Genomic DNA, 14,765 nt, shown 5'->3' with positions numbered 1-14,765 from the left:
GGGGTGCTTATTGCTTTTTTTGCTTGGCCATCCCTTCCTAAGAGCATGGCTTGTGTTGTCTATACTGTTAATAGATAATAAAAAGGATAAAGATAAACTTGAAGGAGAATAAAGGTGGCATTTACGGAATTTCAGCTTTTATCAGTATTGGCACAGGAAATGAATATGAGGAAGGCGGCAGAAAGGCTGTTTGTTTCGCAGCCTGCCTTATCACAGCGCCTGCAGTCCATTGAAAAAGAGTGGGGGGCCAAGCTGTTTTTACGGTCACAAAAGGGGTTGACTTTAACACCTGCTGGAGAATCTGTCGTAAAGCTTGCCAATGAATTTTTAGAAAAGGAAGAAAGGATTAAAGAGGAAATCCAAACCCTTGATTCCAAGGTCCATGGAACGCTAAAAATCGCATGTGCCTCCATTGTTGGCTTAAATTGGCTGCCAAAGGTGTTAAAAAAATTTCTGAACAAATATCCGCAGGCAAAAATATCTTTGATCACCGGCTGGAGCAGCGAGATTCTGAAAACCTTATACGAAGGACATGTACATATTGGAATTATTAGAGGCACGCCCGATTGGAAGGGAGTCAAAAAACATCTGTTCAAGGATCCATTATTTCTGGTGGACACAGAAATGAATCAATTAGAGCAGGTCACAGATACTGACAGGCCCTTCATTCAATTTAAAAGCGATTCCAGCTATCATCAGGAAATCCATGACTGGTGGCACCGCCAATTTCAGTCAACACCCAAACGGACCATTGTCGTTGACCAAATTGAAACATGCAAACAAATGGCGATGAATGGAATCGGATATGCAATCCTTCCCGCAATCACCCTAACCGAAAATGAGAGAAATATATACAAAATCCCCCTTCTGGATGAATTCCAGCAGCCGATTGAAAGGGACACCTGGCTTTTGGGTTATGATTCCGCCTTTGAGCTAAAACAAGTAAAGGCATTTGTGGAGGTAGTGCAGGAGTTTCTGCAATCATAGGATCCAGCTTTCTGTCTGGACCTCCTGGGGAGGAAGAAAGCGCAGCTTATTCAGTCAGGATGCGGCCCAAGGAAGAAAGTGACCGAATGAGGATGCTGCTATTCGGACAGGTTTAGCCGCAGGGGAAGAAAGCAGTCCGAATAGATTGCCTGTGGATAATGGATCTATTTATCCAATCAGGTGTCTGCTTTTCAATTAGTATTGTTTTTAAAATAACCTGAATTTCATCAAAGTGCTCCAAAAATTTCTGTTTTGAAAAGCACCGTTCTGCGCTTTTAATGATATCCAGCTCCGAACTCCCTTCCTTCCGTCATAAGCCAGGCCGTCCATGGGAAGGAAGGGCACTTCCCATGGACGGCCCGTCTTATGCTAGTCGGAAGGCTGCTTTTCAAATAGTATTATTTTTTAATAGATGATCTGCATCAAGGTTCTCCGAAATTTTCTACTTTGAAAAGCACCGTTCTGCGCTTTTAATGATATCCAGCTCCAAGCTGAGACCCTCGAGTCATAAGCCAATCAGTCCATGGGAAGAAAGGCGCTTCCCACGGCCTGCTCGTCTTATGCTTGCACTAAAGTATAAGTGCGACTAAGCTTCTGTCTTCGCTATCGCTCGCCTATCAGCAAGTCTTCTTTATCGGGTCTCTGCCTTCCATTTAAGGTAGGATATTCTAATAAGTTGATGAAAACATGGAGCTATAATAAAGTATAGAGAAGGAAGGCACCGCTTTCCGCTTTTAATTGTTGAATTTACCTTTTTAGTTTGTTAAAGTAAAAAAATGATAGGCTTGTGGAGTGAGGCTGTTTTGGTTTTTTGGGGCAGCCGGTCCAGGGGCGAAATTTGGATACATATTAGGAGGAAGTTGTAGAGTGAAGATGATGGACGCTAATGAAATTATTTCTTTTATTCAAAATAGCAAGAAGTCTACGCCTGTTAAGGTTTATATAAAGGGAGATCTTGAAGGGATTAATTTCGGGGAAGCTTCCAAGGTGTTTGTGACCGGAAATACGGGAGTTGTATTTGGTGAATGGGCTGAGATCCAGGAAGCAATCACTGCGAATGAGTCTAAAATTGAGGATTATGTGGTAGAGAATGACCGCCGCAATTCTGCGATTCCTCTTCTTGATATGAAAAATATTAAGGCGCGCATTGAGCCGGGTGCGATTATCCGTGACCAGGTTGAAATCGGGGATAACGCAGTCATTATGATGGGTGCATCCATCAATATCGGTGCAGTCATCGGTGAAGGTACCATGATTGATATGAATGTGGTTCTAGGCGGCCGTGCTACTGTAGGAAAGAACTGCCATATTGGTGCAGGCTCTGTCTTGGCTGGTGTTATTGAGCCTCCTTCTGCAAAGCCAGTGGTTGTGGAGGATGATGTAGTAATCGGCGCCAATGCTGTTGTATTAGAAGGTATTACTGTTGGTAAGGGTGCGGTTGTTGCAGCTGGTGCGATTGTCATTGAGGATGTTCCTCCATACACAGTCGTTGCCGGTACTCCAGCACGAGTCATCAAAGAAATCGATGAGAAAACCAAATCTAAAACAGAGATCAAACAAGAGCTTCGTCAGCTGTAATTTAGATTTTCTTAATGGGGCCGGCTCCTTTTAGAGCCTGGCCCTTAATATTTTGAAGTAGGAACGAAATGGGGAGGCAGCGGCTATGGAAATGAATCCTTTTGTTGCAATTAGGAGAGAGCTTCATATGATTCCTGAACTTGGGTTTCAGGAATATAAGACACAGCAGTACCTTCTTAATTACCTTGGAACCCTTCCGGCAGATCGGATGGAGATCGAGACCTGGAAGACGGGTCTTTTTGTAAAAGTAAAAGGACAGAACCCCGGGAAGCTTATTGGTTATCGGACAGATATGGATGGCCTTGCCATTACGGAAGAAACAGGGCTGGAGTTTGCCTCCTCCCATGAAGGCAGAATGCACGCCTGCGGACATGATTTTCATATGAGTATTGCACTTGGAGTTTTGACTCATTTTGTGCATCACCCTGTACAGGATGATCTGCTTTTCATCTTTCAGCCTGCAGAGGAAGGACCAGGCGGTGCCCAGCCCATGCTTGAATCGGACATCATGGCCAGATGGATGCCGGATATGATATTTGCCCTTCATATAGCTCCTGAATATCCAGCCGGTACAATCGCTGTTAAGGAGGGCATCTTGTTTGCCAATACCTCTGAATTATATATCGATCTTAAAGGGAAAGGCGGCCACGCAGCATACCCGCATCTCAGCAATGATATGATCGTGGCTGCCGGCCATCTGATCAGCCAGCTCCAGACTATCATTTCCCGCAATGTAGATCCTCTTGATTCTGCTGTTATTACACTTGGCAGGATTTTGGGAGGTACTGCGCAGAACATAATAGCTGAATCGGTCCGTCTGGAAGGAACAATCAGGACGTTTTCTGATGAAAATATGAAAAAGGTTAAACAAAGGATTGAACAGATTCTCAAAGGAGTCGAGGAGGGCTTCCAATGTACTGCCTCCCTTGACTACGGTGCCATGTATCACCAGGTCTTTAATGAGGAGAAGCTGACCAGGGAGTTCATGGATTTTGCCTCTAATCAGGAAGGAATCCATGTGCATGAATGCCGGGAAGCAATGACAGGAGAAGACTTCGGCTTCATGACCGCAAAAATCCCGGGATTCATGTTTTGGCTTGGAGTAGATTCCCCATTTGGCCTTCATCATTCAAAGCTTAATCCTAGAGAAGAAGCAATTGAAAAGGCTATAGGACTTGCGGTAAATTACCTGGAGTTCAAAGCCAATCAATAACATGCACAAGGCTGTCTCCTATGATGCGAGACAGCCTTGTGCATGTTTATTGTATTTCATTTTGATGGGTCTGCAGTGTTTCATGGAGAAGCTGTAAAAGCTTTTCCTTTATTTCATTCCTCTGGCCGCTGACCACTCTTGCGAGGATTCTCAGGCTGTTGTCCGACTTGCCTGGAGTCTCTTCTGCAATGACACTTGGCCCGTCCAAAATCGCCGTATTTTCGTTCTTATAGTCATTAAATACTTTTTGGACAAGCTCCTGGGCAGCATCCAAGTTATGCCGGCAGGGGACTATGACATCTATGACATCCTTCATATTGGCTCTGGAATGGTTGCTTACGTTTGTGATTCCCCGGTTTTGAACGAAATACAGGGTGCCGTCGAAGCCCCTGATAAGAGTGGTCCGAAGTCCGATCTGCTCGACGATCCCTGTGAAATTCCCGATGGTGACATGCTCTCCGACCTCTACCTGCCTCTCAAGGAGCAAAAAGAAACCTGTGACCACGTCGCTGACCAGCCCCTGCGCCCCGAATCCGACTGCAAGGCCAACTACCCCTGCTCCGGCCAGCACAGCAGTTGCTTTAATTCCCAGTACTTGCAGGATGGTTACAATCAAGATAAAAATAAAGACATAGCCGGCTACATTCTGTGTCAGGCTTTCTAAGGTTCTGACCCTTGCGGCAGATACCTTTTTTCCGGACTGAAGCGTGCGGAAGCTTTTATGTATGATTTTTAAAGCAATTGCCCTGACTGCATAAAGAATAATAATGATCGCCAGGATCTTGAGTACCATCACCCCGAAACTAATGGCCATTGCTCCGTAATCAAATTTTTCAAGACCTTGTATGAAATGGTTCCCCTGTGCGTAATCCAGCATAAAATCTTATCACCTTTCTTCAGCCCATTAAGCTATTTAAAACTCTTAGTTATTAACGTACATCAACATGGTAAAAAAATTCAAGGACCTTTATGCGCAGCAGATAGCCCAATTTTATACTTTTCCGGAAAGAAATGCTTTTTCCGGCTGATCAGTCAGACATGCATCATCGAGAGATTGATAATACATTCTACTATACCTAAACATAGGCAATCCTGGCAAAAACAAAGCAGATTTCAGCTGGAAAAATATATGGTTCGCCAGAGGGAATCAAATTTATTCGGATTATCTCCAGAAAAAAGCATATTTTTAAAAAATAGGGAAAATTTCAAAAAAACAGTGGAAAATTATTTCGAAACTCGTTATATTTAGTATTACGCGTTCATTGAAATAGGCCGTGAATGCCTGCTTATAAATGAAAGGGGGAAACTGTTTGGAAACCTTTAAAAGGCTGAAACAGTTTTATTGGCCGTACAAAAAGTATTTTATTATTTCGCTTACCTTTTTACTCCTGGTTACGGGCATCACAGTCCTGTATCCAATCCTTCTTCAGATTACGATTGATGATGTAGTGATGGATAAAAAGTACAACTGGATTCCAATCTTGGCTGTATCCTTTATTGCACTTATGGCTGTAAAGGGCTCTGCAACATACATAAATCAATACTTTGGGGATATATTCGGGATTCTATCCGTCTATAAACTTCGAAACTCCCTGTATGAAAAACTTCAATATCTTCCTTACCGCTATTATGATAACGCCAAAACCGGGGATTTGATGTCAAGACTGACGGCGGATGTTGAGGGCTTTCGCTTTTTCCTTTCCTATGGCTTTTCTGAATTGCTCCGGTTCTTTTTATTGATAGGAATCAGTCTCGGAGTCATGTTTTTTTATTCTGTCCCGCTCACGCTTGTCACGATCCTTTCACTTCCTTTTTTAGTGATTGTCGTTTATAAATTCGATAAAGCCGTTCACCCGGCTTTCAGGGGAATCAGAAAGTCCTTTGGAAGATTGAATACCAATGTACAGGAAAATATAAGCGGTATCAATACAGTGAAATCTCTCTCCCGTGAAGAATTTGAAATAGGGAAGTTTAACTCATCCAATCGCGATTATAAAGACCAATACCTGGCTGCCTCCAGCATCTGGGCAAAGTATTTTCCCTTAATGGAGTTTCTGGGCAATTTATCAGTGGTCCTGCTCCTGTCCTACGGCGGCTATCTTGTGATCAGCAGCTCCCTGCAGCTGGGGGAATTAGTCGCCTTTTACAGCCTGGTCTGGTATATCATCTGGCCGATCGTCAACCTGGGTTTTGTCATTAATATGTTTTCCCAGGCAAAGGCGTCAGGTGAAAGGCTGCTGGAGATCCTTAGTAAGAAACAAGAAGTTACAGAAGCTTCCGAGCCAATCAAGAAGGGTACGTTGAATGGAGAAGTAGAATTCCAGAATGTTACTCTCCGATACACGGAGGAAGATCAGCCCGCCTTAACGAATATCAGCTTCCATGCAGAGCCTGGCAAGGTAATCGGCCTGATTGGACCTACCGGAAGCGGGAAGACCTCAATTACGCAGCTCCTAACCCGTTTTTATGAACCGCAGGAGGGAAAGATCCTCATCGATAAAAAGCCGGTCACCGATTATTCCGTCGAAACCCTAAGGCGCAGCATAGGTTTTGTCCTGCAGGAAACATTCTTATTTTCTTCTTCTATAAAAGCTTCCATTTCTTACGGCAATCCGGACGTGTCTATGGAAAGAATCGTAGATGCAGCCAAAAGGGCACAGGCACATGATTTTATTATGGAGCTGCCTGATGGGTATGATACGATTCTGGGTGAAAGGGGGATGGGCCTTTCTGGAGGACAGAAGCAGAGGCTTGCGATTGCGAGGGCCATATGCATCAATCCAAGCATTTTGGTATTGGACGATGCTACCAGTGCCGTGGATATGGAAACTGAGTTTAAGATCCAGGAAGCGCTGCAGGAGGTCATGACGGGACGTACCACCTTTATCATTGCGCACCGCATTTCGTCCGTTAAGCATGCAGATGAAATATTGGTCCTCGACAGCGGAAAAGTGGCTGAACGTGGGACTCATTCAGAGCTTCTGGAAAAAGAGGGGCTCTACCGAAGAATCTATAATATACAGTATCAGGATAGAGAAAAGATCCTGCTTGAATCCAGATAAGAGGGAGGGGCAATATGAAGGAAAAACGGGTAAATCCAAGGGTGCTGGAACGGTTTCATTATTCTACAGAGGAATTGATTGAAAAGCCCTTTAACTGGGAACAGATGATACGGCTCCTTGGCTATATCAAGCCGTACTCAAAAAATCTTCTGCCGCAGGCCATTTTTATGGTGCTGCTGACAACGGCTGTCAAATTGATCGTACCGACATTAATAGGGGTATATACACTGGATCATGCCTTAAAGAATAAAGACATGAATCAGTTGATAGGATTGGTGAGCCTTTTAGCCTTCCTGTACATTCTCTCCTATATCGCCAATATTTACAGGGTGAAATGGATGAATCATCTTGGGCAAAATATCATTTATGACTTGAGGAAAGCGTTGTTCACACATGTACAGACGCTTTCACACCGATTTTTCGATCAGCGTTCGGCCGGCTCCATCCTGGTCAGGATTATGAATGATATCAATTCCCTGCAGGAGCTTTTTACAAACGGAGTTATAAATTTAATGATGGATATGGTTTTATTGCTGGGAATCATCGTGATTCTTTTTACGCTAAGTCCTCAGCTTACCCTGGCCATCATGGTGATTCTTCCCATTATGTTCTTTATCTCCACGAGCCTCAGAAAGAATATCCGGAGGAGCTGGCAGATTGTAAGGCTGAGGCAGTCCAAGCTCAATTCTCACCTGAATGAAAGCATACAGGGAATCAGAGTGACCCAGGCTTTCACACAGGAGCCTGAAAACATGGCTTTTTTTGATGAAGTGAACAAAGAAAACTATGAAAGCTGGAAGTCAGCCTCGAGGAAAAATGCCATGTTCCGTCCCCTTGTTGAAATGACCAATGCAGTGGGGACGGTCGTACTCATTTGGTATGGGGCAAGCCTCATTCAAAATGGAACCATTTCGCTAGGTATTTTTGTTTCGTTTGCTTTTTACCTCGGTATGTTTTGGGACCCGATATCCCGTATGGGCCAGGTCTATAATCAGCTGCTGATTGGTATGGCTTCATCTGAACGGATCTTCGAATTTCTGGATGAGAGGCCGCTGGTATCGGAAAAGGAAAATGCACGTGAATTGGGCGAAATCAAGGGGCATATCGTATTTAGGGATGTAGAGTTTTCGTATGATAAAAAGAGAACCGCATTAAATAGGATTTCACTCGAAATGAAGGCCGGTGAAACGATTGCGCTCGTCGGTCACACGGGCTCCGGCAAAACTACCATCGCCAATCTGATCAGCCGGTTTTATGATCCAACAGGAGGAGCTGTTTCCATCGATGGGTATAATTTAAGGGATGTGAGCCTGTCCAGCCTCAGAAGGAATATCAGCATCGTCCTGCAGGATACATTTATTTTTTCTGGTACCATCATGGAAAACATTAGGTTCGGAAATCCGGAGGCGACCGATGAAGAAGTTCGATCAGCGGCCAGATCAGTCGGTGCTCATGAATTTATTGAAAGGCTGCCAAATGGATATGAAACAGAAGTCCAGGAAAGAGGGAACATCCTGTCAGTAGGAGAGAGGCAGCTTCTATCTTTTGCAAGAGCGCTGCTTGCAGATCCAAGAATCCTGATCCTTGATGAGGCAACTGCCAGTATCGACACGGAGACTGAGATGAAGATCCAGGAAGCCCTAAAAACACTTCTTCATGGAAGGACATCCATCATCATTGCACACAGGCTTTCAACCATCCGGGATGCAGATAAAATATTTGTCTTGAAATCGGGAAGCATCCTGGAGGCAGGAAGCCATGAACAGCTCATGAACCATAAAGGTGAATATTATAAACTGGTGAAAGCACAGTTTAATATGCTGGATGCCGGATAGGCTAACCAGCAGCCGCTCTTATTTTCGAAGAGCGGTTTTTTTCTTTGTACCCTATTGTTTTGTTCCTTTCTGGCAGACAGGCTCATATTTTGTGTAAAATAAGAAGGCGGCCATATAGCCTGGGATAGAATACGCATCGATTCGGGAGGAGATCATAAATTGAAGAAAGAGTTTGCCATTATCGGCCTGGGGCGCTTCGGAGGCAGCATCTGCCGGGAATTGTCCGAACAGGGAATGAATGTACTTGCAATCGATATAGATGAAGAAAGAGTCAACGAATTCGCCAATATTGCCTCGCATGCCGTAGTCGGCGATACTACGGATGAAGCAGTGTTAAAGAGCCTTGGCATACGCAATTTCGATCACGTAATTGTAGCGATCGGAGACAATATCCAATCCAGCATACTAACCACCCTTATCCTCAATGAGCTTGGAGTCTCAAGTATAACGGTCAAAGCACAGAATGATTATCATGAAAAAGTCCTGAAAAAAATCGGTGCACACAAAATTGTCCACCCTGAAAGGGATATGGGCAAAAGAATTGCCCACAGCATGGTCCACACAAGTGTCCTTGACTATCTTGCCGTATCTGACGAACATTCCATCGTCGAAATCAAAGCAGGAAAGAAAATCGCCGGCCATTCCATAGTAGAAATGAATGTTCGGGCACAATACGGCCTTAATATCGTTGCCATCAAACGAAACAAAGATATCATCGTCTCCCCAAGCGCCGAAGATTACATCCAGGAAGAAGACATCCTCATCGTAATCGGAGCCGACAAAGACATCACCGCATTTGAAAAAAAAGTGAATTAAAGCGAAAAGCGAAGAACGGTGCTTTTCAAATTAAAAATATATAGAGAACATTGATGAAGTACAATTAATTTAAAAGCCCGTCTTATTGAAAAGCAGAGACCCGACAAGCATAAGACGAGCAGAACGTGGGAAGCGCTTTTCTTCCCATGGTCTGATTGGCTTATGACTCGAGGGTCTCAGCTTGGAGCTGGACACCACGAAAAGCGGAGAACGGTGCTTTTCAAATAATTGAGGAACTATGAAAAATCAATCTTAATAGCCAATTGGACTAATTGAAAAGCAGACACCTTACATGCAGTAAAAGACCCCCATCTACTGATGGGGGTCTCCTTTTATACTTCCATAATAATAGGAAGGATCATCGGTCTGCGCTTTGTTTTTTCATAAAGGAACGGAGCAAGCGTGTCAGTTATTTCATTTTTAATTTCTGACCACTGTGTTGTTTTTCTTTCCATTACTTTATTCAAGTGTTTGGCAATAAGGCTCTGGGCGTCATTGATTAGATCTCCAGATTCCCTCATATAGACAAATCCTCTGGAAATGAGATCAGGACCGGCAGAAATCTTAAAGTCTTTCATATTGATGCTCACGACAACCACTACAAGGCCTTCCTCTGAAAGAATACGGCGGTCTCTTAATACGATGTTGCCGATATCTCCAATTCCGCTTCCATCGATATAGACATTTCCGGAAGGAATCTTTCCTGCGACGGCTGCTTTATCCTCGCTGAGGGCAAGGACTTCGCCGTTATCCATAATAAAGCAGTTTTCCTCTTGGACTCCGCAGTCGACAGCAAGCTTTACATGCATTTTCTGCATTCTATACTCACCGTGGATCGGCATGAAAAATTTCGGCTTGATCAGGCGAAGCATCAGCTTTTGCTCCTCCTGGCCGCCATGCCCTGAAGTATGGATGTCACTAAGAGGACCATGGATGACTTCCGCTCCTGCACGGGAAAGCATGTTAATGGTACGGGAAACACTGATATTATTCCCTGGGATAGGTGATGATGAAAAGACGACTGTATCTCCAGGAATGATTTGAATCTGACGGTGTGTGCCATTAGCGATCCTTGAAAGAGCCGCCATCGGCTCACCCTGGCTGCCTGTACATAAAATGGTCACCCTGTTTGCGGGCAGACGGTTTATGGATGCAGCATCAATAAAGGTATCCTTCGGGCAATTGATATAGCCAAGGTCCTGACCAATATCGATTGCGGCTTCCATGCTTCGTCCGAAAACGGCGACTTTGCGTCCATGCTCCACAGCAGCCTCAATAACCTGCTGAAGGCGGTGTATATTGGAAGCGAACGTAGCAAAAATAACACGGCCGTCTACTTTACGGAAGATATCCTGAATGCTGTCCCCAACCCGGCGCTCGGACATGGTGAAATTAGGAATTTCACTGTTGGTGCTGTCTGAAAGGAGGCACAGGACGCCTTCTTTTCCGATTTCAGCCATTTTGGTAAGGTTGGCAGGTTCGCCAACAGGAGTGAAGTCAAATTTGAAATCTCCTGTATGGACAATTTGTCCGTTTGGTGTTTTTACAACGATCCCGTAAGAATCTGGAATGCTGTGAGTGGTCCGGAAGAAGGTAACAGAAGTTTTACGGAACTTGATTACATCGTCTTCCTTGAACTCAATCAGCTTGGTCTGCCTGAGCAGGCCGTGTTCTTCCAGTTTATTTTTTATCAGGCCAAGGGCCAGCTTGCCGCCATAGACAGGAATGTTGATCTGTTTCAGGAGATAAGGAATCCCCCCGATGTGGTCTTCGTGCCCGTGCGTAACAAATAGTCCTTTAATCTTATCTTCGTTTTTAACCAGGTACGTATAATCAGGAATCACGTAATCGATTCCAAGCAATTCGTCCTCAGGAAACTTTATACCTGCATCTATCAATATGATTTCATCCTGGAATTGAACAGCATATGTGTTTTTTCCGATTTCACCCAGTCCGCCTAAAGCGAATACAGCTGTCTGGTCATTTTTTACAAATTTCATAAATCATCATAGCTCCAATACTTTAAAATCTTCATTCTGCTTTTCATAATTAAGATAATTTCCGCTTATCTCTTCGACAAATTGAATATTATGGTTTCTTTCAGATATCTTACGGATGACTTCCCGCTTAGATTCTCCCTCTACATAAAGAGTTTTTGTCATTTCACGTACAGGAACCTCACTTGCTGATTCTTGATAGTATACTTTAAAAATCATTTCCTTCTCTCCTAACATCCTTATTTTAATATATTTAATAAATATTATTTGCTTCGTACCGTCATTTTCTTCCCTCATGCATCAGGGGAGAACCCAATTTTTCCGAAACTCACATCATTATGTATATTATATAGAAAAAAAGGGAATTTTTCATGTTTTACAATTATTTTCACTGCGAAAATATTTAAACGCAGAATTTTATATATACTAAAGTACTTTACAATAAGGAAAGAGCCCTTCGCAAGTTTTGAAGGGCTTTTTTTTAAAAAGTTTTATGCAATTGTTTTTTTTCTAAGTAAATCCTTCCACTGTTCGGCAAGCTTTCTGCGCAATCGTTTTAGCATGGCGGATCACTCCTTACTTATAATATTACCTGATGTATCCACGGAATTAAACAAAACTTTTTACTTGAGGGGAAATAATAGAGTCATTTCTAGTATGTTATGCGTTCTGGCATAAAAATAATAAGGATGTTTTTGGAATTTATAAAAGAGTGAACATTCAAAATTGGGAGGGGAGGGGCAGGATGGAAATCCAAAAAAAGAGGCCCCCGGTAATTATGGGGGCCGAAGATACCATTAGCGCTCGATCGCAATGCCATCGATAGCTGCAAATGGATTGGACGGATTTATATGATCGTAGAACATAATTCCATTTAAATGATCAATCTCATGCTGGAAGCAAACAGCTGGCAGGCCCTTTAGGCGGAGTTTTATTTTTTCCCCTTCAAGGCTGGTTCCTTCTACTGTGATGCGGGCATATCTTGGAACATAGCCAGGAATTTCACGGTCAACGGACAAGCAGCCCTCACCGGAGGTTAAGTAGCTCTTTTCCACGGAATGGCTTACAATCTTTGGGTTGAACAGAGCCTGGCTGATGACACCGCCTTTCTCGTCGGGTACCTTCACGGCAATCATTCTTTTGCTGACATTGATTTGCGGAGCTGCAAGACCAATGCCTGGACGGAGTCCGTACTTTTCAGCAGTTTCAGGATTTTGGCTGTTTTCTATATATTCCATCATTTCCTTTAGTGTAGCTTTATCTTCTTCAGAGGCAGGGAGCTCTACGTTTTTTGCGACTTCTCTAAGCGCAGGATGCCCTTCCCTGATGATGTCTTTCATTGTAATCATTTTGTTCCCCCCTAAAACTAAGGCAAAAATATGTAGTAATAGTGTAGCAAATAAATTTGTAAAAGTTAACCGATTAAGAGGTTTAAAAGCGTATGCGGTCCGAGTAATGACTCTCGGACCGCGCATGATTATTGTAAATGAGACTTATTAAAATGGGAAGCATGCACCCACGATGATCAGCAATATAAATAGAACTACAAGTAAAGCGAAGCCTCTTCCGAATCCACCGCATCTTCCATAAGCAACCGGATAGCAGCATCCGCCATATCCATATCCGCCAAAACCGTACATAAGAAATTCCTCCTGTCTTTTTATCGCCTGATCATTGATTCTTTGCCTTCATCCAGGTTTAAATGAGGCTGATTCAAGGAATAGAGAGCTATGAATCATCATCAGGTTTACTATAGCCTATGCACGTATAGTCCTTATGTGCAGGCTATCGCCCAGTAAAAAGGATGTCCACCTAATTTTTATCTGCGGAATGCTATAATAGGGCTGAACCTAAAAAGATTACCTTGGAGTGGATCTTGGGTGCAGCATCATACATAATGACGGGTACATAATTCGATATTTAAATGACAGGGAGGGAAAGGGGCATGCAGAAAAAAACTTTAAAAAGCATAACGATTGCCTTGACGGCAGGATTGCTCCTCAGCGGATGCATGGGCGGTGGAAATGCTGAGGAGAAGGTCCATGAGGCGTTTGGGAAAATCCAATCTGCTGAAAGCGGGTTTTCAAAGGAACAAAGTACACTGGCAGATTTAGAAAAAAAGGAAAACGGCCTCTATAATCAAATTATACAACTAGACATGAAGGATTATGCCGCGATTACAAAGCTGTCGGATCAGGCCCTCGACAATCTTTCACTTCGCAGAAAAGAGATTGACAAGGAAAACAAGATGTTCGGCAAGTCGCAAAAGGAGTTTGAAAACCTTAAGGAGAACAAGCCGCAAATGGAAGACAAAAAAATCAAGAAAAATACAGAGCGTGTATTCACGCTAATGAAGGACAGGTACATGAGCCACAGCAGGCTGGTGCAAGTTTATAAGGAAAGTTTATCCCAGGATGAGACACTTTATAGGATGCTGAAGAAAAAGGATTTAAAAGCAGAAGAACTGCAGTCGCAGATCCAGAAAAATAATGGATTGTATGACCAGGTAAAACAGGAGAATGAAAACTTCAACAAATTAACGGCCGATTTCAACAACAGCAGGGATGATTTGCTTAAAGCCATCGAATCTAAGAGCAATTGATGTGCCCTGAAAATAATCCAAAAAAGGTTCGGAATATACTGATTCCGAACCTTTTTGATTTGATCACTCCTTTTCTGAAATGGATGACGGGAACTTGTCTATTGAAGCCATATAGATTATTTATCAAGAGAGAATTGCGGCCCTGCAAAGCTGCCTGGGAGGCCTGCAGGCCTCCCTGGGAAAGCAAAATACCAGGAACCGAAAACGATTCCCGGAACGACATTTCGCCTTACATTGTGAGTAATGGAGCTCACTTGAATAGGGGTTAATTTTTCTGCGATAGGAAAAATTAGAAGAGTATGGTATAGAGCCTAGATTGCAGGGAATCTTCCGGCATTTTTATCCTTTTAACGAGTTCCTGTCGGTGACCGGACAATATTTTCAGGAGGGGATCTAATATAGTACAGTTGTTAATCTGATATGAAACAGATGTGTGGACATTCGATGTAAAATGAGTCCTTAAAAGATAGTTATTGTTTTAAATTCAAGTGTTTGACTAGATCAAATAAGTTGTTGTACACTGTTATAGGAAATAAAGCATTGTATCATTCTTTTATATAATTCTATAGATACAGGGTAATTTCAAATGCGAGATTAGAAGCGGTAATGTTTCGGTCCTTACTATGGTGGAAAATAGTGTAATGGCACTGTACGGATAAGGAATACGGATTTCCG

The 14,765-nt window shown here is 43.1% G+C and carries 12 protein-coding genes; 7 read left to right on the top strand and 5 right to left on the bottom strand.

All coding sequences use genetic code 11. The annotated features are described in order from the left end of the window. The first annotated feature begins 114 nt into the window (after positions 1–114). The 3 genes from H539_RS0102495 to H539_RS0102485 all read left to right on the top strand — a co-directional run bounded on the left by H539_RS0102495 (position 115) and on the right by H539_RS0102485 (position 3,778). Complete coding sequence (locus H539_RS0102495) at positions 115–987, top strand: transcriptional regulator CcpC (protein WP_026692202.1); 873 nt, start codon at positions 115–117, stop codon at positions 985–987. An 867-nt stretch (positions 988–1,854) separates the two neighbouring features. Continuing rightward, entirely contained in the window at positions 1,855–2,565 is a 711-nt protein-coding gene (gene dapD / locus H539_RS0102490; protein WP_026692201.1) for a 2,3,4,5-tetrahydropyridine-2,6-dicarboxylate N-acetyltransferase, read from the top strand. Between the two features lie 85 nt (positions 2,566–2,650). Then, on the top strand, positions 2,651–3,778 hold the full coding sequence (locus H539_RS0102485; protein ID WP_026692200.1) for an N-acetyldiaminopimelate deacetylase: 1,128 nt from the start codon (positions 2,651–2,653) through the stop codon (positions 3,776–3,778). A gap of 46 nt (positions 3,779–3,824) precedes the next feature. Here the strand turns inward: H539_RS0102485 and H539_RS27580 are convergent, their stop codons facing one another. After that, the gene (locus tag H539_RS27580) at positions 3,825–4,655 is read right to left on the bottom strand and encodes a mechanosensitive ion channel family protein (protein ID WP_051348407.1); all 831 of its coding nucleotides are present in this window, start codon (positions 4,653–4,655) and stop codon (positions 3,825–3,827) included. Positions 4,656–5,088: 433 nt separating this feature from the next. On the opposite strand from H539_RS27580, the gene H539_RS0102470 reads away from it, so the two are divergent. From H539_RS0102470 to H539_RS0102460, 3 genes are all read left to right on the top strand, one after another. Then, complete coding sequence (locus H539_RS0102470; protein ID WP_026692199.1) at positions 5,089–6,840, top strand: ABC transporter ATP-binding protein; 1,752 nt, start codon at positions 5,089–5,091, stop codon at positions 6,838–6,840. A gap of 14 nt (positions 6,841–6,854) precedes the next feature. Then, complete coding sequence (locus tag H539_RS0102465; RefSeq protein ID WP_026692198.1) at positions 6,855–8,675, top strand: ABC transporter ATP-binding protein; 1,821 nt, start codon at positions 6,855–6,857, stop codon at positions 8,673–8,675. A 159-nt stretch (positions 8,676–8,834) separates the two neighbouring features. After that, positions 8,835–9,491 (top strand): potassium channel family protein, encoded by a 657-nt coding sequence (locus H539_RS0102460; RefSeq protein WP_026692197.1) that lies wholly within the window; start codon positions 8,835–8,837, stop codon positions 9,489–9,491. A gap of 332 nt (positions 9,492–9,823) precedes the next feature. Here the strand turns inward: H539_RS0102460 and rnjA are convergent, their stop codons facing one another. From rnjA to H539_RS30570, 4 genes are all read right to left on the bottom strand, one after another. Beyond that, positions 9,824–11,491: a ribonuclease J1 gene (gene rnjA, locus H539_RS0102455; RefSeq protein WP_026692196.1), complete on the bottom strand. Its 1,668-nt coding sequence runs from the start codon at positions 11,489–11,491 to the stop codon at positions 9,824–9,826. A 6-nt stretch (positions 11,492–11,497) separates the two neighbouring features. Continuing rightward, positions 11,498–11,707, bottom strand: coding sequence for a DNA-dependent RNA polymerase subunit epsilon (locus H539_RS0102450; protein WP_026692195.1), 210 nt, complete (start codon positions 11,705–11,707; stop codon positions 11,498–11,500). Between the two features lie 578 nt (positions 11,708–12,285). Next, a complete protein-coding gene (gene def, locus H539_RS0102445) occupies positions 12,286–12,837 on the bottom strand; it encodes a peptide deformylase (RefSeq protein ID WP_026692194.1) in 552 nt (183 codons plus the stop codon). Positions 12,838–12,984: 147 nt separating this feature from the next. After that, positions 12,985–13,128, bottom strand: coding sequence for a YjcZ family sporulation protein (locus H539_RS30570; protein ID WP_081415764.1), 144 nt, complete (start codon positions 13,126–13,128; stop codon positions 12,985–12,987). 305 nt (positions 13,129–13,433) lie between these two features. Between H539_RS30570 and H539_RS0102430 the strand changes: the two genes are divergently transcribed. After that, on the top strand, positions 13,434–14,090 hold the full coding sequence (locus H539_RS0102430; protein ID WP_035321808.1) for a YkyA family protein: 657 nt from the start codon (positions 13,434–13,436) through the stop codon (positions 14,088–14,090). The last annotated feature ends 675 nt before the right edge of the window (positions 14,091–14,765 follow it).

It is taken from the genome of Peribacillus kribbensis DSM 17871 (genome assembly GCF_000430765.1).
Lineage (GTDB): Bacteria > Bacillota > Bacilli > Bacillales > DSM-1321 > Paraperibacillus > Paraperibacillus kribbensis.
This window is presented reverse-complemented; position numbering and strand designations above follow the sequence as displayed.

Bases quoted from the DNA above. Each gene is read 5' to 3' on its own strand.
- H539_RS0102485 (WP_026692200.1), top strand. From the start codon at position 2,651: ATGGAAATGAATCCTTTTGTTGCAATTAGGAGAGAGCTTCATATGATT.
- H539_RS27580 (WP_051348407.1), bottom strand. From the start codon at position 4,655: ATGCTGGATTACGCACAGGGGAACCATTTCATACAAGGTCTTGAAAAA.
- H539_RS30570 (WP_081415764.1), bottom strand. From the start codon at position 13,128: ATGTACGGTTTTGGCGGATATGGATATGGCGGATGCTGCTATCCGGTT.
- H539_RS0102430 (WP_035321808.1), top strand. From the start codon at position 13,434: ATGCAGAAAAAAACTTTAAAAAGCATAACGATTGCCTTGACGGCAGGA.
- def (WP_026692194.1), bottom strand. From the start codon at position 12,837: ATGATTACAATGAAAGACATCATCAGGGAAGGGCATCCTGCGCTTAGA.
- H539_RS0102450 (WP_026692195.1), bottom strand. From the start codon at position 11,707: ATGATTTTTAAAGTATACTATCAAGAATCAGCAAGTGAGGTTCCTGTA.
- H539_RS0102465 (WP_026692198.1), top strand. From the start codon at position 6,855: ATGAAGGAAAAACGGGTAAATCCAAGGGTGCTGGAACGGTTTCATTAT.
- rnjA (WP_026692196.1), bottom strand. From the start codon at position 11,491: ATGAAATTTGTAAAAAATGACCAGACAGCTGTATTCGCTTTAGGCGGA.